General features: G+C 46.3%; 11 protein-coding genes and 2 pseudogenes. 7 read left to right on the forward strand and 6 right to left on the reverse strand.

All coding sequences use genetic code 11. From position 1 onward, the window contains the following. Window positions 1-10 precede the first annotated feature (10 nt). The 7 genes and pseudogenes from ACZ48L_RS03735 to ACZ48L_RS03765 all read left to right on the forward strand — a co-directional run bounded on the left by ACZ48L_RS03735 (window position 11) and on the right by ACZ48L_RS03765 (window position 17,861). A complete protein-coding gene (locus ACZ48L_RS03735) occupies window positions 11-568 on the forward strand; it encodes a hypothetical protein (RefSeq protein ID WP_025793083.1) in 558 nt (185 codons plus the stop codon). Window positions 569-819: 251 nt separating this feature from the next. Continuing rightward, window positions 820-1,746 (forward strand): IS982 family transposase, encoded by a 927-nt coding sequence (locus ACZ48L_RS03740; protein WP_464722015.1) that lies wholly within the window; start codon window positions 820-822, stop codon window positions 1,744-1,746. A 23-nt stretch (window positions 1,747-1,769) separates the two neighbouring features. Then, window positions 1,770-3,107 (forward strand): annotated as a pseudogene (locus tag ACZ48L_RS03745) (RHS repeat-associated core domain-containing protein); the annotation flags it as partial. Next, window positions 3,104-3,661 carry a hypothetical protein gene (locus ACZ48L_RS03750; RefSeq protein WP_025792433.1) on the forward strand — a complete coding sequence of 186 codons (558 nt, stop codon included), beginning with the start codon at window positions 3,104-3,106 and terminating at the stop codon, window positions 3,659-3,661. The pseudogene ACZ48L_RS03745 and the gene ACZ48L_RS03750, both read left to right, overlap by 4 nt. A gap of 795 nt (window positions 3,662-4,456) precedes the next feature. Continuing rightward, entirely contained in the window at window positions 4,457-7,429 is a 2,973-nt protein-coding gene (locus tag ACZ48L_RS03755) for a DUF8202 domain-containing protein (protein WP_025792435.1), read from the forward strand. 12 nt (window positions 7,430-7,441) lie between these two features. Next, window positions 7,442-17,284 carry a toxin TcdB middle/N-terminal domain-containing protein gene (locus ACZ48L_RS03760; RefSeq protein WP_464722016.1) on the forward strand — a complete coding sequence of 3,281 codons (9,843 nt, stop codon included), beginning with the start codon at window positions 7,442-7,444 and terminating at the stop codon, window positions 17,282-17,284. A 61-nt stretch (window positions 17,285-17,345) separates the two neighbouring features. Continuing rightward, on the forward strand, window positions 17,346-17,861 hold the full coding sequence (locus tag ACZ48L_RS03765) for a hypothetical protein (protein WP_257879408.1): 516 nt from the start codon (window positions 17,346-17,348) through the stop codon (window positions 17,859-17,861). A gap of 2 nt (window positions 17,862-17,863) precedes the next feature. Here the strand turns inward: ACZ48L_RS03765 and ACZ48L_RS03770 are convergent. From ACZ48L_RS03770 to ACZ48L_RS03795, 6 genes and pseudogenes are all read right to left on the reverse strand, one after another. Next, window positions 17,864-18,061 (reverse strand): annotated as a pseudogene (locus ACZ48L_RS03770) (plasmid mobilization protein); the annotation flags it as partial. Between the two features lie 206 nt (window positions 18,062-18,267). Next, window positions 18,268-18,777 carry a DUF3408 domain-containing protein gene (locus tag ACZ48L_RS03775; protein ID WP_025792438.1) on the reverse strand — a complete coding sequence of 170 codons (510 nt, stop codon included), beginning with the start codon at window positions 18,775-18,777 and terminating at the stop codon, window positions 18,268-18,270. Continuing rightward, the gene (locus tag ACZ48L_RS03780; RefSeq protein WP_006045126.1) at window positions 18,765-19,079 is read right to left on the reverse strand and encodes a helix-turn-helix domain-containing protein; all 315 of its coding nucleotides are present in this window, start codon (window positions 19,077-19,079) and stop codon (window positions 18,765-18,767) included. The genes ACZ48L_RS03775 and ACZ48L_RS03780 overlap by 13 nt, the downstream gene beginning before the upstream one ends. A 20-nt stretch (window positions 19,080-19,099) precedes the next feature. Further along, entirely contained in the window at window positions 19,100-19,369 is a 270-nt protein-coding gene (locus tag ACZ48L_RS03785) for a helix-turn-helix domain-containing protein (RefSeq protein ID WP_006045125.1), read from the reverse strand. 658 nt (window positions 19,370-20,027) lie between these two features. Then, window positions 20,028-20,513 carry a DUF1896 domain-containing protein gene (locus ACZ48L_RS03790; protein ID WP_025792439.1) on the reverse strand — a complete coding sequence of 162 codons (486 nt, stop codon included), beginning with the start codon at window positions 20,511-20,513 and terminating at the stop codon, window positions 20,028-20,030. Between the two features lie 55 nt (window positions 20,514-20,568). Then, window positions 20,569-21,852, reverse strand: a complete 1,284-nt coding sequence (locus ACZ48L_RS03795) for a site-specific integrase (RefSeq protein ID WP_004378883.1) — start codon at window positions 21,850-21,852, stop codon at window positions 20,569-20,571. Between the last annotated feature and the right edge of the window lie 8 nt (window positions 21,853-21,860).

The raw sequence follows: 21,860 nt of genomic DNA on the forward strand, positions 1-21,860 counted from the left end.
GTTTATCAATATGAATAGTAAGTTTTTTGTAATAGTGTTTCTTCTTAGCTTGTTCTTTGCAGAAACGTTTGCACAAGATAATATACCCAATAATATATTATTGGATAAAACATGTAATGTAAAATATAATAAGCGGAATGATTCTACTTTAGTAATGACCGTGTCAATTAACGGTCATGCGTATAAAGACTCATTCTTATTTGTGGAAGGTGTTCCATATTCAAAGTATTTACCAAAATACTTTGGCCGATATAAGAAGAGCTTAATATTTATTAATGGAGAATCAGTTAATTATCGTCGTCTAACGGTTTATGAGTTGAATGGTTGTAAAATTAGAAAAGGTGTGTACGAAATGGAATTATGCTCAAATAGAAACAGCTCCGTAGAGTACTATTTGTTCTTTTACAATAATCAGCCAATAAAGATAATTTCATCCTTGGATAAGACTCTATACAAACCTTTAAGTCTTAGTGTAGAAATCGAATCAGACAAAATATCTACTATAGAATCTTGTAAAGGAAAATTTAAGATAAGGATGGTAAAGGGGAAATGCTACTCTTTAAAATAAAATAGAACTAAAATCATAAACCGAACTTGATAGTGGCGGTTTACCTCCACTATCATTTTTTGAGCTATGTGCAATATAATCATTAACAGTACGTTATAAGTATATGCAGGACTATCTTTGCTCATACATCTGTATCGGTAATGGATCGTTACGCGAGTTCGGGATAAGAAAAGGCTTGAAAAAGTTGGTAATCTCGTCAAAAATTCGTATCTTTATAGGTGAAAATCAATAGATTACAAGATTTTTGAACGATGATTACCAAGGACAAAGTTACTGAAATTTTCTGTATAATCGACGAGTTTGATAAGAATTTGAGTGCCGAATTAGCGAAAAACCTGCGTCTACCGTCCCATAACAGTGACGGCAAACGCTACCGAAATCGCAAGGGCAGACTCTCGAAAAGTGAGATTATGACCATTTTGGTATGCTATCATTTCGGCGCATATCGCAATTTCAAGGAGTATTATTTGAATTGGGTCAAAGGGGTGATGCGTCAGGATTTTCCCGACGCGGTTTCCTATAACCGCTTCGTTGAACTCATGCCAAGAGTGTTCTTTAAGATGATGCTGTTCAGGAAGCTCTATGCCTTCGGCAAGTGTACGGGTATAACGTTTGTTGATAGCATAATGATACCCGTATGTCACAATGTACGACGATATTACAAGAAAGTCTTTGCCGGCCTTGCCAAGGACGGGAAGGGTATCATGGGCTGGTGCCATGGATTCAAGCTGCACCTGCTATGCAATGATTCTAGTGAAGTGATAACGTTCTGTCTTACAGGAGCAAATGTGGATGACAGGGATAGCAGGGTATGGACGGTGTTTGCAAAGGTCTTATTTGGGAAGGTCTTTGCTGATAGAGGATACATCAAGCAGGAACTCTTTGAGAGCCTGTTCAGTCAAGGTATCCAACTCATTCATGGGCTCAAGGCTAAGATGAAGAACAAACTGATGCCTATGTGGGACAAGATCATGCTGAGGAAAAGATACATTATCGAGTGCATTAACGAACTACTCAAGAACAAAGCCAACCTTGTTCACTCAAGACACCGCTCAATACACAACCTTATCATGAACTTGTGTCCTGCCCTTACAGCATACTGCTTCTTTGAGAACAAGCCAGAGGCACTGCCAGTGTATGTGGAAAAAACAAGGCAGTTGGAACTCTTTTCATGCTAAACTTATCCCGAACTCAAGTATCGTTCAACAATGTCTATGGCAGAAGCGGCAGCTATGTAACAGCTGGTGAAAAGGACTATGCCGAGCGCATGAACCAGATAGAGGCACAGAAGGAGGAATACTACAAGCAGTTGGGCGTTGCTCCGAGCGTACCTACCGAGAAAGGTGCCTACGGAGACCCTGAAAACACAGGTGTGGGCTATAACACGGTCATCACCAACCTTGGCGACCACACTGTGCTCGAAGGCTGGGTGCAGACTCCGAAGCATAACGATGAGCAGGGCAGCAATCTGGGCGGACCGATAAGTTGGAACGACCCAACAAGCCCCGATGCCCCGCAGGCTGGCTATGGTTATATCCCCAATGACACGACGAAAGAAGAAACTTTCTTCTTCCATTCAGACCATCTTGGCTCAACTTCTTATATCACCGATGACAAGGGTAACATCACCCAATATGATGTTTACCTGCCATATGGTGAGCTACTTGTCGATGAACATAGTAGTAGCGAGGACATGCCATACAAGTTCAACGGCAAGGAGATGGATTCTGAGACGGGCTTGTATTATTATGGTGCAAGGTACATGAACCCTGTGACGAGTCTGTGGTATGGAGTGGATCCACTAACGGAGGATTATGAAAATATTTCTTCTTATTTGTATTGCCATGCCAATCCTTTAGTTATGATTGATCCTACGGGCGAAGGAGATTATTTCACAAAATCAGGAAATTATTTAGGTTACGATAATAAAAATAATGGGAAAGCTTATTTTGTGACCGGTGATTTTAATATGAATGATTATCTTCAAGGAAAACTTGGTAAACAGACTTCAATATCCGAAATTAATTTAAATGATGATATTGGGCAATTAGCTAGAATTGGTTATGCCGAATTTAGAGGAGGAAATTCTACGGAGCAACTAGCAGGAATGGATATAGTTATGAATAGAGTTAAGTCTGATAAATTTCCAAATACTATAGAGGGTGTTATAGTACAACCATGGCAGTTCTCTTCATTAAATAAGAATGATAATAATCGGATTTTCTATACTAATCCTAGTAAGACGCTTAAAATCCAAAGTGGAAAACATAAAGGTGAGTTAGACAAACTGAATCATAATGCGTGGGTTAAAAGTCTATCTAATGCTATCAAGGTCTCTAATGGAAGTAAACGGGGGATTAGTAAATCGGCTTTATTATATTATAGTCCAAGATCAATGACAAAAGATAAGAAAGGTAATCCTACCCTTCCTAAATGGGACTTTAGCAAGTTAAAGGAAATATACGTAGATGGAGTTAGGACTTCATATATTAGGATGTATAATTACAAAGAAACGAAAAAGAAAGGTCAGAAACAATGAATATTTCAAAATACATATGGTTATTCATTATGTCATTTAATATAACCGTTATCCATGCTCAAAAGGTATCAAATAGTATTTTAAAGAACAACTCGCTTCAATGTGTCCAAATATTTCCTTTGGGGGAAAATAAAGCCTCCTTTTTAAATGTCTATCAAGATACTATCAATAATTATGTCATGTTTTCAACAATTAGATGTTATGGTAAAAATTTTTCGGAAATAGGAACTATTTCAGGAGCGGGCAATATTGATTTTGAAAAGGGGAAAATCTCTTTGAAATCATATTATTTTGAACCTAATAATAAGGTTTATGCTATGGAAATGTATGTAAAAGGTTCCACGTATGGAGCTTCTATGCTCTTTATTATCTATGATAATGATGGCTTAGGAAACTGGGAGATAATAAGATGTCCCTTCGAGTCTCTTAGAATCGTAACTGACAAAACAAATATTTCAAAAATAGCACGTTATGAGAACGGCAAACTTTTTGGTTATTATACCTTTAAAGATAGAGTAATACAACGGATAGGTGTAACTGCTAGGAATAGATAGTATTGCAAGGGAATATGGGGGGATGGGCTATAGGGCAATAAAAAATTCTGTCGTCTGCACTAAATATGCGAGTATTGTTTGAAGTTATCGACTACCCTTACATAGTTATACCGCCCCCATACAAGGGTGTTGCCTATTACCCATATTAGAGTATCGGGCATTCCCATAAAAGTAATAGGAGCGAATGTAATCGGCTGATTACAAAAGGAAAACATAATATAGAATAATAAAAGGTGAACGATTTGGAAACGAGCGAGTTTCTTTCCCTTTCTTTATTCTGCAATGTCTCAAAGACCACTTACCTAACGTTGCAAAGGTAGTCTTTATTTTCGATGAAAACAAAAGAAAGCCACACTTTTTTATCAGTCCGTTTCATTTTTCCGCACTTGAATTGCCGTTTTATGCCCAAAGCCCATCTCATCGTGAATTTGCTGTCTAATACTTCCTTTTTATTGTCTTCATTATCCTTTTGTGTGTTTAAAATAAAATTTTTCTGTGCAATTCCTTGCAAATTAAAGAAGAATAACCTATATTTGCACTTAGGAAAAAACAACTTAAACGTTCATGCTTATGAAGACAACGTTGATTTTACCAATTTCAGCCCCCTTGACATAAAGAACGCCACTTTCGGCAGTCAAGGGAGATATGCAGGACTCTACGAAAAGGCTTTGCATTAATCAATTTTCGCACACACGATACAATCCATCTCACTTTTATTTTACGGATTTTCTCTCTTTACCGTTTTTATTGCGGGTATCTTATCAGACTGAAAAAGAACATAGACAGTATTAACTTATGGGACGACATTTACACGAAACAGCATTTCTAATAGTTACAGCCTTATTCATTCCCGTGCAGTCCCGTGCGCAGTCACCCGGTCAGGTCAGCGGTGCGGAGGCATGGCTGAAGACCGTCCCCCTGACAACAGACTTGCAGGGGTACTATCATTGGCGCGACTTTTCGGGCGACTCCGTTAGAACCAACCTCTACGATGCCAAGGGCGCAGCCTACGGTGGTGAGTTCACGCAGCGGCACACATGGATACGGACTTTCAACTTCAACCCCGCCCTGAACTTCTCCGAGGGGAATCAGCCGAAGGAGAGTCTACTGAAATACTCCAACCTCGCGCAGATGACCGTCATCGGGGTGTTTGCCCCGACGACCACCGCCTATAACAAGGATGAGGTGCTATATGCCGTCAGCGGACGCAAGGGTGCGGGAAGCCTCGTGAGCAGGGACAAGGCGGTCGGGCAGCAGGGCATAGAACCGCTCAACTACGGAAGCACGGCTGGCGAGGACCTTCTTTATTCGGGGAGCGAGAGGCAGACCGCAGAGGAATTCAAGTCCACGAGTCCCCGCATCGTCTCATACATCAGGGCATACGCCCCCGTGCATTCCGTGTGGGGAGAAGGCAGACGTGCGACCATCACCACGGGAACATACAGGGACGGAGACGTCAATTTCTCGACAGCCTTTGACAAGTCCCTGTTCGGGGGCGGTGCGCTCAATGGCTACACGCCCGAGCTCATCGCATACGGCAGGACGCTCACGCCGCTGGAGCGCAGGCAGGTGGAGACCTATCTCGCCATCAGATACGGCATCACGCTCAACGGCTCATACTATACGGGGACTGGCAACCTTTCATGGGACAGGGACGAAAGCGCCGCCTACCACCACAGGGTGACGGGCATCGGGCGTGACGACGCGGGCGACCTCTTCCAGCCTCTCTCCACGACGAGCTACGAGGAAGCACCAAGATACTCTACTGAAAAGACATACGACAGCTTCAGAGACGCAGACCCATACGGCCTGCCGACGAGCCAACGCCTTCTCGTCATGGGACGCGAGGATGGCTCTCCCATGCCCGACGGCGGCTTTATGATATGGGGCGACGACAATGCCGCCACGACCACCGTCGAGACGGAAGGAAAAACACCGTGGCACGTCATGAACCGCAGGTGGCTCGTCAGGACGAACATCGACTCCACCGAGTACAGGAAGGACATCTGGACGCAGAACGGCATCACCGTCACCTCCGACGGTTTTATGGATGCAGTGTCGCAGAATGAGCCCAAGGAGGGCGCATACATCGTCAGTTCCCCGCTCGACACGGGAAACGGTACGATGGAGTACACCAACCCGAGACTCCATCCCGCCTACAACGTGGGCTTCACCGAGGCATCGGGCACGAAGTGCGCATACGGCTTCAACGTCAGCGCACGGGGTGAGATCCGAATCGTAGAGGACGGAACAATACGGAATCGTGTCTTAACAGGCAATACGGGCGGAAAGAGTTTCATCGTACGCAGGAAAGGAAACAGCGTAACCTTACTCATCGACGGCAGGGGCAGCAAGGACCTGCAGATAACCATACCCGTTGAAAGCACGGCAAAGGCAGCCTGCATGATTTTCGAGATCGCAAGCGGCGAGACAGCATTAAATATTCCCAAGCTGCGCAGAAACGGCTTTGGAGACAGCGGCAACATGGTTGAGCTCGGATACGGAGTCCTCGCCAAAGGCAACAAGTTCGCAGGTGCGGACTACCGCAACGTCTTCATGCTCATAGACAGAAACGCAGGCGACAAGACCGATATACAGGAAAACACCATCATCAGATGCTCGCGCAAGGACGCGAGCCGTGAAAAACTCATCTTCGACAACATCTTCATGGACACCGATGGCAGCGGATTCGACACGTTCACCTTCGCCAGCTTCGACGGCATACTGGCACGGCTAACACCGCACGATGCGAGCTGCACGGGCGGAAAGCCGCGAAAGGACGGCAGCCTTGACATCAGCATGGTGGTCGGCCTGCCGAGTTTTTCATACAGCTTGCTGGCGGATTCCGTGGAGAATATGGAGAAAGGTGCCGTAGCTTCACGGGGAATCTTCGCCACAAGCACGCACACGGTGAAGAACCTGCTCCCGGGAAACTACAGTCTGCTCATTAAGCAGAACGCGGGCATCGACATCATGGCGGAGAGCACGGGAGGCGTTGAGTATGCCCATGCGGTCGGTCGCCGAAAGCAGGGAGAGGTCACATGGACTATTCCCTCGCTCACCTCCGACTACAGGGCGGGACTCTGCACCACGCTCGGACTGGGAAAGAACATCCTCCACGGCTTCGACGTGAAGAATGCCACGGCACAAGTCGTGGTCGAGGGTAAGCCCATGGGTGCTGCCGTCACCCTGAATGGAGGTGACGCACTCGGCATCATCTTCACCCCCGACACGGTAAGCTATACGGTAAACGGCATCGTCGTCCACCGTGCGGCCAAGAAAGCCGGTCTCGGCTGGCTCTTCGGCATGGGCTTCAACAAGGGACTCTCGACCATCGACGGGCTGAGCATCGACGGCGGAGACTTCGCCCTGACGAGCGTTTCGAGGGGCGTGGCCTACGAGACGAAGAAGGCGGTCGAGGACAGCATGGCGGTAATGATCGGCAGCGAGTGCAGCTCGAGCGTGCCCAAGGCACAGACAAGGTCGGCAGAAAACACCTCCTTCATCGAGAGGCAAGCCCATTCTGCCCTCACTGTGACAAGGAAGGACGTGACCGGTATGGCGTTCAGTGCCGAGCTGAAACTCACCAAGGAGACCGATGCCGAACTGCTCGTCTATGACACATCAGGAAGGCTGCTGAGCCGGACGGACATGGCGGGAGGCACCATCAAGCGTGCCGACTTCACCGTACCGCAGACGGGCGTGTACGTCGTCAAAGCACTCACCTTAGAAGAGGAATTTACAAGGAAGATAATGGCAAACTACTAAACCCCAACGGCTATGAAGACAAAGCATTACCTCATATCGGCGGCATTACTGACAGCCATCACCGCAGCCATCGCTGCGACGCATATATACAAGGGACAGGACAGTGCACGTGAAAACAACGGCACGAGTATATCACAGGAGACAGCACAGACCGAGACGTCCACGAAGAACGTCCATAATGCAGAAAAAGCTACGCAGGGAATATCACGGATGGCAAGGAAGGAGGATAAGTCAAAGACGACAGCAGCAGCAACTTCTTCCGTTATGGAGACCACCTACACGGCAGACCATGCCTCGGGCATCATAGGACAGTCCGACGGACGGGTTTCGGACAACCCCGAGGACAACATCTTCGAGATAACAGTCGAGAAAGTCTCTCCAAATATGCGCGCATGGTTGGTCTATGACCTCAAGGGCGTAAGCTCTGGTCAGGGCATCAGCAGGAGCATCAACGACCGCATGGCTGTCGGCGGCTACCTCACGGCACTTTCCAAGGAATGGAAGACCGTCAGGGAGGAAATAAGTCCAGAGTGGCTGAAAGACGGAAAGAACACCGTCCTCTTCACCATTCCGACGGCTGCTTCCTACGCTTATTCGGTCAGGAATGTACATATCGAGACCGTAGCGGATTCTAAGACAAAGACTAATACCAATAAGCAGGAAGAAATAATCCTTTCCTCCGCCCCCATAGCCTATGACGGTCAGACCTACCTCCACGGCTTCGTGCGAGGGAAGGCAAGCCGTGTCTCAGTGAACGGCACAATCCTCACCGTCCATGACGGAGAATTCGAGGGCATCGTGCCATCGACGGGCAGACACCTCACGCTCACGGCAACCATTGCGGGCAGGAACATCAGCAGGACAATAACACCCATACAGGAAGGTAGGGCGGACTATGCCCGTGCCCTCGTGTCCGTCGGTGGAAAGGCGGAGAAGCAGTTCCTCGCACACAGGGCGGACAGCATCGCCATCGGCGGCAACGTCCTTTCCGTGAAGGCTGCGGACATCGCAAGGGATGGCAGATACTCCATCACGGCACTCCGCGAGACGGACATTCCTGCCCTTGACTACGGCATGACCAACGTCACCGCCAAGGGAGACGGCTACCGCTTTCTGCCCCACGGCAACCACTTCGAGGGCAAGGGTGCAACGGTGAAGATAAAATACGACCGCACGCGAATCCCGAGCGGTTTTACAGAAGACGACATCAATACCTATTACTTCGACCAAGACACCAGGCACTGGGTGGCTTTGGAACGTGTGAAGGTGGATAAGGCTACAGCCTGCGTGGTATCGAAAACGACGCACTTCACCGATATGATCAATGGTGTAATCAAGGCACCGGAATCTCCACAGACCGACGGATTTACGCCGACGATGATGAATGACATCAAGGCGGCAGACCCAACGACAAAAATCAATCTCATCACTCCTCCTACAGCCAACAACCGAGGTTCTGCCAATCTTCAGTATGCCTTTGAAATGCCTCCCGCACGCAATGGTATGGCTCCTTCTTTGGGCATACAGTACAGTAGTGAAGGCGGTAGTGGATGGCTTGGAGAGGGTTGGAATCTCTCTGTTCCTTCTATTACGTTGGATACTCGCTGGGGTGTTCCAAGATACGATACAAGTAAAGAAACCGAGACTTATTTGATGTCGGGTTCTATGCTTTCCACGATGGGTGACGATGGCAAGATGGGTGTGGCTCACCGTGGTGAGAAGATGAACCGAAAAGCGGACAGACAGTTCTACACTCGGCAGGGAGGAGACTTCAGCCGTATTATCCGAAAGGGTAATTCTCCTGCCGACTATACTTGGGAAGTAACCGACAAACAAGGAATCAAATATATTTATGGTGGAGAAGGTGCCGTTCTCAAAGGTACCATCACCGATGCAAGCGGTCAAAGCCGTGAGGTGATTACCGAATGGAAGCTCAAACGTGTGGAAGAAACACACGGTGATTATATCGAATACGTCTATGAGACAGCCGACGAACCTGTTCGTGGTGGACTTGTGGCAAAAGCCATTTATCTTAAGGAAGTACGTGCCGGTAATAGCGGACAAGCACCCCACACAGTGGTTGTCTTAGAAGGCAGTAAACAGAAACGACTCAAAAACAACAATGCAAGATATGGCTTCCTAACCTCATCGAATCGTTTGTTAGAGAAGCTAACGGTGCACTTCCAAGGAAGTACGCTCCGCAGTTATGCCTTTACCTATAGCGAGGGTGCGTTCAACAAAGATGTGCTTACGGGTGTGAAGCAACTCGACGACAAAGGTGCAGAAGTGTCTTATCAGAATTTTGACTATTATGATGATGTACAGGCTGCTAAGGGGTATGTGCCTTTTAAGGAAAAACAGGAAACATGGAATACGCACGATGACGGCCTTGACGCAGGATTTATAAGTCCTCTCAAAGAAGTTGGTGGCATATTCAGCGACAAACCTACTGCCTTAGGAGGAACAACAAGCCTTTCTTATGGTGGTTCTTTCTATGCTGGAGCAGGAGTTGATGATCAAAGTTCTTCAACAAGTGGCACTATTGGTGGTTCTTTTAATTACTCTCATGATAATTCTAAGGGATTATTGACTTTTGCAGACCTTAACGGAGATGGATTACCCGACAAGATATATCAGGATGGAGGTTCTGTGTACTATCGTCCGCAAATATGCACAGACGAAAAGAAAATAACCTATGGAGAACCTATCAAAGTTATTGGTATCTCTAAATTTTCTGCTTCATCCAGTAATACTTTCTCTGGAGGACCTGCCATCAAGGCTGGGTGGCAGTATATCATGGCTACTGTTGCTACAAGTACTTCTCGTACGACTACCAAAACCTCTGTATATTTCAGCGATGTTAATGGTGATGGGCTTGTAGATATAGTTTCTAGTGGTAAGGTTTATTTTAATCATATAGAAATTGACGAACAAGGTCATGCTATTCCTCATTTTACGCTTAGCAGTGCCGATACACCAAGCCCTATCATCTATGATGCCAAGAAAATAGATAAAACTATTGGGGAGGTTGATCCTGCCGAGCAAGCAGAATTGATTAAATCCTCTCCGATGGAAGATATGGTACGTGTATGGCAGGCACCTAAAGATGGAATCATCAGCATCTCGGGTACAGTTAGTTTGATTACTCCAACAGGCGAATACGATACCGATGAGTATGCTCATGCTGATGGTGTGCGCGTAGCCATTCAGAAAGGTCGTACGGAACTCTGGAACAAGAAAATTACCAAAGGAGATGCAACGGCTTATAATGCTACGGCACAGAATATCACTGTCAAGAAAGGCGACCGCATTTATTTCCGTGTTCAGTCTGGTACGGAGGAAACAAGCAACGGTGCCTTTGACAACGTGAAATGGGCGCCTGTCATTACCTATACAGGTGCGGCAGAAACACTCCCCGGCGGATTATCTACCACTGTTTATCAACCTCAGGAGGGTGCCGTTTATGATGCCAATACACTGACCAATGTGGCAGAGAGCACTTCTTTGAACCTGTCAGGCAAGTTCACCAAACCCGTCACAACAGATGACGTTACGCTCAGAATTGTCGCATCTAATGAGTTAAAAGACAGCTTGGGTAATAATAATCCGAATTATAAAAAAAGAGAAATCTATACCCGTACCTTAGCATGGAATGAAGCGTTTGACGGAGAAATTAAACAGACGATTCCTAATCCGGATGGCTTGACAAATCTAAACTTTGAAATCAGTTCTTCTTCTAATGTGGATTGGTCGAAAATAAAGTGGACCCCACAAATAGAGACCATAGGCAAGGATGGAAGCAGGCAGCGTACGGCAGGGGCAACCCATTATGTTCTCTTTGCTGACATGGTTAGTGAAGGTAAGCCTGTAGTACTCGCTTCCAATGTTCCAACCCTGACTGTTACTCCGGGCATCACGATGCTACCACCAACGGTAAACGGAATGGTAACGATGACAGTCAAGACTGTAGACAAACTGTTGGGTAAAAAGACTTATACGTTCAGTGGTGGCAGTCTTTCAGGGGATCCTCTGATAATCACTGGTGTCAGTGCAGGCAAGATATGGATAGATTACTTCTATTCAGGTAACATCTCAGGTCAGACAGTAACTTCTGCAGCTACTGTCAGTGGCATAGGAACAGCACAGGCAGGCTTCTATGCCCAGACAGAGAACAAAGGCTTCGGCACAATGTATCGTGGTTGGGGTGGTTTTGTTTATAATGCTTCCGAAGGTAGGTATAGCAAACCTATTGATGAATCACTGCTGAAGCTCCCCGATAGCAAGGATGCCAAGATGGATCCTTTGACAATGGCATTTGTACCAATAGGAACAGACCAAAGTTCATTTGACAGATGGATAGGACAACGAGCAGAATTGTACCTTACAGCTAAAGAAGCTGGGGCTTCAAGACTAACTGAACAAAATGTAATATTAACTAACCCATTCGAACATATTGATGATATAGCAGGAGTTTCTGGTACATGTTTACAAGGAACCGGTGCTGTAGCTATAACACAGGAAATGGTTGCAACAAGTGATGTCAATCAGGCAGGCATTGCTTTTACATACAATGATGCAAGTGGTAAGAGTGTAACTCGCTCCACCATGATGGATTTCAATGGGGATGGTTTCCCGGATATTTTTCAAAAGGGAGTCATACAATATACAAATTCGCAAGGAGGTATCAGTGGCGAAAAGTATAGTGGAATTGGAACCATCGGCAGCGAGAACAAGTCTGAAGGATGGGCATTGGGAAGTGATCCCATTATTTCGATAAGTTCTACGATTGCTCATATAGCAAAAGGAAAGGATCATTCCAGCAACCAAGGCTCCAGCAACAAGGCAAAAGCTAGTATGTCTGGATCTGTCAGTATTCCTCCCTCTAACAAGGATTGGAGCACAGAAACATTCATGGATGTGAATGGAGACGGTCTACCTGATAAAATTATTAAGGGAAATAAAGTTCGACTTAATTTAGGGTACAACTTCACAGAACCGATTGATTGGGGAATTGAACGAATACAAGGTGGTAAGGGAATTACTTATAACGCCAATATAGGTGGTGGCTTCAATAAGGGGTCATCAAGCTTCGCCGGGGGATACAATGTTGTAACCTCTAAGAATGGAGAAGAGTATAATCTCTCTGATGTAAATTCTGACGGATTACCAGATAAGGTATGGCGCAATGACAAGACTATCATGGTGGCATTTAATATCGGTAATGGTTTTATGGATGCCATTCAGTGGAAAGGGCTTTCTTCTCTTAGCGAATCTGCCTCAACCTCAGAGGGTGCTGAGGTTGCATTTACTGTCAATTTCACTCCAAAGTTAATTCCTGTCAAAATTTCCATAAATCCAGTTGTTTCTGTCAGTCATAGTATAAATCGTAACAACTATGCTTTGCAGGACGTAGATGGCGACGGCTACCTCGATATTGTGGAATCCGATAAGGAAAGTGAACTGAAAGTAACCCGCTCTGCCATCGGCAGAACGAACATGCTCAAGAGCGTGACCAACTCCCTTGGCGGAACCTTTACACTGGACTACGAACACAGCACGCCTACCTACGGCCTGCCCGGTGGTAAATGGGTAATGTCGTCCGTAACCATTGACGATGGTATCCGTGATGATGGACCGATGATGAAGACGATGTTTGCCTATTCAGATGGACAGAAGGATCGCCACGAGCGTGAGTTCCTCGGTTTTGGAAAGGTCGTAACCAAGAATATCGACACCGAACAGGGAGAATCCGCAGTCTATCGTCAGGCTGTGCAGCTCTATGATGTGTCCACCTACTACGCACAAGGTAACGAACTTAGTGCCTCTGTGGAGGATGCCAAAGGCAACAAGTACACCGAGACACGTAATGAGTACGACGGCTACTACCTCACTGCCAATGGCGACAAGTACACTTTCACCAAGCAGACCAAGCTCTGTAGCGACCGCGCTTCCGCTTTCGTACCGCTACGCTATACCGCCAATAAGCAATATGAGGGACAGGCAACTGGCATCACCACCTCTGAGGCTTGGAACGAGTATTACCTCACAGGCTATCACGGAGAGTTGAAGTCCTACAAGTTTAGTGATAAGGGCAAGTTGGGTGCTGACGGTTCGGGTAAGTTCGACTACCAAACCGCAATACAATATGCTCACAATGATAACAAACATATCTTCGGGCTACCTACCAACGTAACCGTAACGGGCGGTGATGGTAAGATTTATCATCAAGTTTCTGCGACTTACGATTTGAACTATGCCGACCATATCACGCAGATTAAACAACAACTCGGAAGCGGCGAAGCTGTCTCAGACTATACTTATGATGCTTACGGCAACATCATCAAGACCACGCTTCCTGCTAACAGCAAGGGACAGCGCATGTGGTTCACCTACCGCTATGAGCCGGTGATGAATATGTATGTGGAGCGCATAGACGATGCCTTTGGCTACCGTAGCGAGGCAGCCAACTTCGACTACCGCTATGGTATGGCACTCCGCCGTATGGATCTCAACCACTTCTATTATGAAACGGATATAGACAATCTCGGACGTGTGAAAGCTGTGCGTGGTCCTAATGAGTTGGCAACAGGCGTGCCTTACATCATTGCCTTTGACTATCAGCCTAAGGCTACTTTCGGCACCAACGGTATTACAGTGCCTGCTTACGCAGTGACGAAGCATTACGACATACAACACCCAAGCGATGATATGGAGACCGTAACCTTCGTGGACGGCTTCGGGCGTCCCGTTCAGGTGAAGAAAGACGGTGTGGTAACGACAGCTGCTAAGGGTAGTGCTCCGAAAGACGAGACCGTAATGATTGTCAGCGGACGCAATGTCTATGACGCTTTCGGTCGTGTGGCTAAGGCTTATTACCCTGTAACCGAAGCAGTGGGAAGCAAGACAACTTTCAACAAGGCTTTTGACAACGTGTCGCCAACCGTAACAGTTTATGACGTGCTTAACCGTGCTATGAAAGTAACGCTTCCGGACAATGCTGAGACCAAGACGGAGTACTCTACGGACGCAGGTAGCAATGTACTCGTAACGACTGTTACTGATGCGTTGGGTAATCGTCAAGCAACTTATACCAATGGTAGTGGCAAGACCGTGAAGACCGAGCAACTCAACGGACCCGATGGTATGATCACCACCTCCTTCGAGTATGACGGCATCGACCGATTGGTTAAGGTGACCGACACCGAGGGCAACGTAACTACATTGGTCTATGACATGGGCGACCGCCGCACGGAGGTCAACCACCCTGCCAGCGGTATTACCACCTTTACCTACGATGCACTTGGCAACGTGGTGACCAAGCAGACTGCCAACCTCAAGAAGGAAGGCAAGACCATCAACTATGAGTACGACTACGGACGTTTGACGGCCATCAACTATCCCGACCATCCAGAGAACAACGTGAAGTACTACTATGGCGGACGCAATGCCTCGCAGAACCGCATCGGCAGGCTGATGCTCCGTGAGGACGGCAGCGGTGCCATCGAATACTTCTACGGCAAGATGGGCGAAGTCCTGAAGACCGTGCGCACGATGATTGTGCCCAATCAGGCAATCGCCACCTACGTCACGCAGTGGAAGTACGACAGCCACAACCGCCTGCTGGAGATGATCTATCCCGACGAGGAGAAGGTCACCTACGACTACAACCTCGGCGGACAGCTCACCCATGTGCGCGGCTACAAGTCCTACGGCTATGACTACGTGCAGAAGATTGGCTACGACAAGTTCGAGCAGCGCAGCTACCTGAAGTACTGCAACGGGGCGGAGACGTTCTACACCTACGACCCACAGCGTCGCCGACTTCAGAACCTTGTGGTGAATGCCAAGGCAGGCACCATCATGGACAATGCCTACAGCTATGACGCAATGAGCAACGTGCTTTCGGTTGCCAACAACGCGCCACTGCCACAGGGTGGCAAGGCAGGCGGTCAGATGAGCCACCAGTACACCTATGATGCCCTGTATCGTCTGACAAGAGCAACGGGTACTTACACGGGTGCTGATAGCAAGACGGCTTCCTATACCCTTGCGATGGGCTATGACAACATGCACCGCATCACGTCAAAGGCACAGCACCTGACCCAGCAGAACGTACAGTTCAACGGTACGCTTAATGCAGGTTATGACCTCACCTACACCTATCAGGACTCCACGGGACACAAGTTCCAGCTGGCGAATGTTCAGGATGTGAACTACCGTATGGAGGGAACAGCCGGTGAGAATGACAAGGTAAACAACGGCCATCGTTATACCTATGATGCCAACGGCAACCTTGTCTATATCAATACCTCCCGCGTGAAGAAGGACGGTAAGGAGGATGAGAAGGCTACCGAGCAGAAATTCAAGTGGGACGAGGAGAACAGACTTCTTGCTGCCGATGAGAACGGCTTTGTTTCCAACTACTGGTACGATGCCGACGGTGAGCGCACGGTAAAGACCAGTGGCGAGGGCGAGCAAATCTATGTGAACTCCGAGTTTGCAGGAGGACGCACCAACACAGCAAAGTTCTCATTGTACGTCAGTCCATATTTGGTGGCCAACCAAGGCGGACGCTACACCAAGCATATCTACATCGGCTCGCAGAGAATTGTCAGCAAGCTCGGTGACTTTGCTTCCTATGGCTCAGACCCGAGACGGATACCGTATGCAGGTAGCGAGGCTGATGCAGTTAGCGTAGATTACAAGGGCAAGTATGCCAGCCAGCAGCAAGTCATCAAGGACAACTACGCCACATTCAATGTGCCTTACAATGGTGAGGACAACAACGACTACGTGGACGGCGAGGGCTTTTGCTGCAACGACGGCACATCGGAGGCTGCACAGGAGAAAGTCATGACTCGGTCAGCCATTGATGGCAACTTCAAGCCGAATGACGACTACGAGAAGATGCAGTTCTACTATCACCCCGACCACTTGGGCAGCTCAAGCTACATCACCAACCTTGACGGCGAGGTAGCTCAGCATATCGAGTACGTGCCGTTCGGCGAGGTATTCATCGAGGAGCGCAACAACACTTGGAACACGCCTTATCTCTTCAATGCGAAAGAATTTGACGAGGAAACGGGAATGTACTACTATGGTGCGAGGTACTATGAGCCACGGTTGAGTCTATGGATGACTGTGGATCCAAAGATGGAGAAATATCAGAATGTTAGTGCCTATGTATATTGTTTAAATAACCCATTAAAGATTATAGATCCTGATGGTAAAGATATTGTCTTTCTACTGGACAGAGAGGCTGCTAATGGATTTGGTCATGCTGCAGTTCTCATTGGAAATGAAACCTCAGGGTGGAAATACGTTTCGATAAATGGAACAGGAGGAGGAAATCCGTGGGGAAAGAATCGAAATCCTGATTCAGGAACGCCTATAGTTGACAGTAATGGAAAGGTTGTAACTGACCTTAAAAAAGCTGTTCTTACGGCTAATTCTATTAATAGCAATTTGAAAGAGCATCATTCCTATGATGATTATACGAGAATAGCAACCTCTACAGCAGAAGACAAGCAAGCTCTATCTGCCGCAATGAAGACTTCTAAAGCTAAATACTATGGGGTTGCAGGTCCTGGTAAATCTTGCATAGATGTTGCTCAAAGTGCCTTTGCTTCTGTAGCTAATTCAAGAAAAGGATTTAATAATTCAGGAATGATAGAAGCGACCGGGGAAGCTATACCTGGAGAATCGGACTTGATACCTAAAAATTGGTATGACAAATTGTCAAAACGTATTACTCGGGTTAATATGAATATCAATAATAATACTGGCAAAAAAAATGATATTCAGATAAAACAACGGATGCATCTAAAATATTCTGAAAAAACTGATAATCGTTAATATTTTCAAAAGGTGATATGTCATTTAATGACGTATCACCTAATCCTATTTGTATATGAAAATGAAAAAAAAAGTCATTATTATATGTTTCCTGATAATTGCATTGTGTGTATTATTTCTTGAAGTCTTAAATATATCAATTGGTTATTATGGATATGGCTATGATGGAGCAAGAATGTTTTCTTTAACTAAACAGGAATCCAAAAATAATGGTGTATTTGTCAAGGATGTAAAATATAAAGTGTCCCCACTATTACATGTAAAAAGTATTTTTGTTGAAAAGGGATTTAAATGGGACAACTTCATGAACATGCACGCAATCAAGCTAACAAAAAAGGATGATACTGGAAACAATCACCCAGAACTCCCATACCAAATAATAGTTGAATATGATAAATATAACTATGATGATAGTGTTTACTGTATCGTAATCCCATATAATAAGAAACTAAAGAATAGTCATTTCAATGATACTTTGTTTTTTAGAGTTTCTATTTCTCCCTTGAATAATATAATGCACACAAGTTATTACACTCTTAAGGTGTGGGATGATACGAAAAGAGATGATATTAGGTAGTGTCTGAAACTCTCCCCGAGGATTCGGGCACGGACAAAATCGGATTTGCTTACGACACCCGATATATTGTATAAGGCAATGACACGCAGCTGGTCTTTCACGTCGGTCATACGGGTGTCCCATCTATCCCAGCATGGCACTTCCTCTGTCTCTCTGTGTCCGTAACGATTGTTGTTGGCTACTTCTAATTTTAGCCTAATCTTATGTTTTATTCTGTTATCTAATCACGACTTTGGAGTGATTTAATCCCCTTTCGGGGCAAGGGTCTTTGTGGTACAAATGGCAATTTGTGGTACAAAGACACACCTTGCTGATGTAGAAAATGGGATTATAAGCCCCTGCTGTGTTACTGCATTCATTGAATACAGTAACTCGGCGTAGGCTTGCATTCGAGGAATGCAGTAATTCAGAGTTTCCTCCATCTTTCCACATCTTCCTTGTATTGGTCGAGGTGTTCCCGCAGTACCTGTTCGACATATCCCGAAACGCTCGCTCCATGCTTACCGATTCTCCGTACCACGAAGTCTAACTTTCGTTGGGTTTCCTCTGATACATACACGGCTTTGCGGTGGCTGTTGCGAAAGGGCTGGAGATATTTCTCCTGAAACTCGGATAATTGCTTTCTGTCCTTTGTTTTTCCCATTCTTTGATGAAATTCTTCGGTAGAAGTAGCCCTTTCTGTTGGCGACAACGCTGTTTCTTGATAGGACGGTTGAGAAAAATCCTTGTTACTCTCCTTGTCATTTTGTTCCTCAACTTTATCAACAGGCTCAAACCTTCTCTTTTCCTCTTCATAATCGAAGGGCTGGTCAAAATCGGGTAACTCTTCGGGCTTGCGGAGCTTAACGCCATAATTTCCCATATCTCTAATGGCTTGTTCCAAGCGTTGTTTCCTTTTTTCATCTATTCTTGCCATAATTTCTTGGGTATCGGGTTATAGTGTTTTTCAAGCATGGCTTGTATGTCGCTCTGCTTGTAGAGTATCTTCCCTCCGATTTTGTAGAAAGGAAGTATTCTTGCATTTCTGTACTCTTGGAGCGTGCGTGTGCTGAGCCGTAATTGCCTGCACACTTCCTCGCTCGAAAGGTAAACCTCGCCATCTAACATCGGACGAGCTGTGGCACAATACCGCTCCAACTTCTTCAAAGTGCCTTCCATCAGTTGTGCAAACATCTGCATCTGAGGGTCTTCCCGCGTAATGATTTCATTCTCTGCCATAATTCATTCATTCTTTGATTTCAATCCTTGACTGCATTCAGCATTTCACAGATGTCGGTCTGTTTGTAATAACACTTGTGTCCAATCATGGAGAAAGGGATTTTGCCCGTATCTCGGTATGATTGTAGGGTACGCTTGCTGATGCCTAAACGCTTGCACACGGCTTCGTTGTCGAGCCATTGCTCGGTCTCAGGAGGATTACCGATGAGTTTCTCCACACGATGGATAAAGTCTGCAAATTCGGAGCGATGTTGCCCCCACGCTTTGCGGTCGATGATAATGAGTTTCATTGCCTTAATTTTGTTTTGATTACTTTATTGTTACTCAGCAAACAAACTGTTATGCAGTCCATTGCCGTACTTCTCGGGTGCAAAAGTAAACCCTCGGAAGCACCGCTGCAAGAAATGAGGATAAGCAGGGAAATAGAGAGAAAGCAATAGAAAAACAAAGGAAATCCGTCTGTGTTATTGCGGTAATGAGATGAGGTGCCGGCTCGTTCCTTTTATTATTTTGTTGTTTTATCGATAATTCGATAGTTCGACAAATCGAGATGTCGAAGTGTCGATAGATAGTTTTATCGATAGATTATTTTGACGATATATAGTTTTGACAACAGATAGTCATGACAACAAATTGTACAAACAATAGATAGTCCGTATTATCGTCAGTCCTATCTGTTGTTAGTTGTTACGCCTTGCGTCCAAAGAGCCTGAGTATGCCGTATTCTTGTCGTGCCTATCTCTCTACGGCAGCCCAGCCCTGCAAGGTTGGGAGAGATGAATACGACCGCATGGATATAGAAAATGGCAATACCACCTTGAAACAGAAAAATCCTGCGGTGGAGATTCTTCTCTCCATCCGCAGGACTCGACCTTTCAGGGCAGACAGGCTGCCGTTGTACCTTTGCACGATAAGAAACGGCATCAGGAACTTTGCGTGCGCCTTTGCCTACAACGCCTTCGGGCTTGCTTCCTCCGTCTGTTTGACCGTTGGCAGATTGTTGCTCTCGATGAGCAGCACTATCGTGCCTGTGAGTTCGGTGTAAAGACGGCCGTATTGCTCGTCAGAAGCCAATGTGTCCGTCAAACCGAACTTGTCGAATGTGGCTTGAATAGCCTTGTTCGACAACAGTATAGGTACGAGTTTCTCTGGGAGCGGTGCAGGAAGTTCCCTTTCAAACTCGTTTTCCAACACGGATATAAGCGTATCGTACTTGGAAAAGTGCAAGCCTTGATACAATGCCTCGCTTGCCATGCTCTCCGCTTCAATGTGTGTAAAGCCTTGTGTTACAGCATCGCAGTAAACTGTGAGAGCCATATCTGCCCGTGCAGTGATAAACTCCGTATCTTGCAACTTTTCGGGGTGATGCTCACTCATGTAACTTCTTAACTTCAATCGAAAGTAGGAAAGTTCCTGTTTGTTCTTCTGTTTCATTGTTTTTCTTGTTAAAAAGTTGGACTTCTTTTTTTTGAATCATTCATTACGGCTGTTACATCCCAATTATGGGACTTGACTTTTTCGGTGTTCTTGACGGACACAGCCGTAAGGCTTTACGCAGTACCCTTGTATGCTCACTACCCATCAGGGGTTGCATTTCCTTGGCAATCTTGCTCTTGGTCACCCGTGCATAAATCTCGGTCGTGGAGATAAAGCGATGCCCCAGCATCTTGCTCACCGTCTCTATCGGAAGTCCGTTCTCCAGACAGATGGTCGTGGCAAAGGTGTGCCGTGCGGTGTGCGAGGTCGCTTGTGTATGCGGTGGCAGTCCTGCCTTAATACATATCTCCTGAATAGTTCTATTGAAATTACTGTTGCTGGGAAACTCTCGAAAGAAAAGCCCCTCCCTTCGTCCGTGGCTCACAATGGCGAGTATTTTCTCGGCAACGGGCAGCAACGGGACAATACTTCTGTTCTGTGTCTTTGTTCGACAGAGCGATATGTACCTACGCCCATCCCCGAATGTATAAACATCGTCCATTCGGAGTTTCTTTAAGTCTGAGAATGCCAGCCCCGTGAAACATCCCAAGAGGAAAATAAGTCTGCAATGGTTATCTGTCGAGCGGTGCGGACGGTAAGCCAAGAGTTTTTGCAGGTCGTCCGCCGTAAGTGCATTGCGCTCGTAGGTAGGCGTTTCTATGTCTATGAGTTCAAAAGGGTCTTCACGAACGTATCGCTCCTGCAATGCCTTGCGAATGACCTGATGCAAGTGGCGTAGGCGGTTGCCGACACTGCTTTCCTTGTTTCCCAAGTCCCGAAGCATAAAAAGGCGATAGTCCTCAAGCAAAGTCTTGTCCACCTCTGTGGGCATACAGTCTGCCCTGTCCCTTACTTGCAGGAAATGAACAAAACTCTTGTAGCTGTCCTTAAAAGCCCTGACAGTTGCCTTGCTTAATGTTCTGCCCTGCAATTCCTCCTTGTATTCACAAACGGATTGATATAGCTCCGTAAGTGTTGGCATGGGGCGACTTTGCTGCATATAACGCTCCTTGAGGTATTCCGCCGTGATATAGTTTTCTTCCCTTAATGTACGTTCATAGAGTGAATGCAAGCACTCTTCTATTGAGTTCAGTTGCAGATTGATGCCGCTTGAATTACCTGTTGTCGCCTTGATGCACCCTTTTCGGGCAAGCCACTCGTCGGGGGAAGTTTGCAACTGCGTGGAAAACGATGAGGACGTTCCATTACAGGTGATACGGCAACGGATTACGCATAGTCCGTCTTCATTGGTCTTGCTTCTATCTATGTAGAATAGTATGGCAAATGTACTTTTCATTGTTCTGC

Source organism: Prevotella histicola (assembly GCF_055385135.1).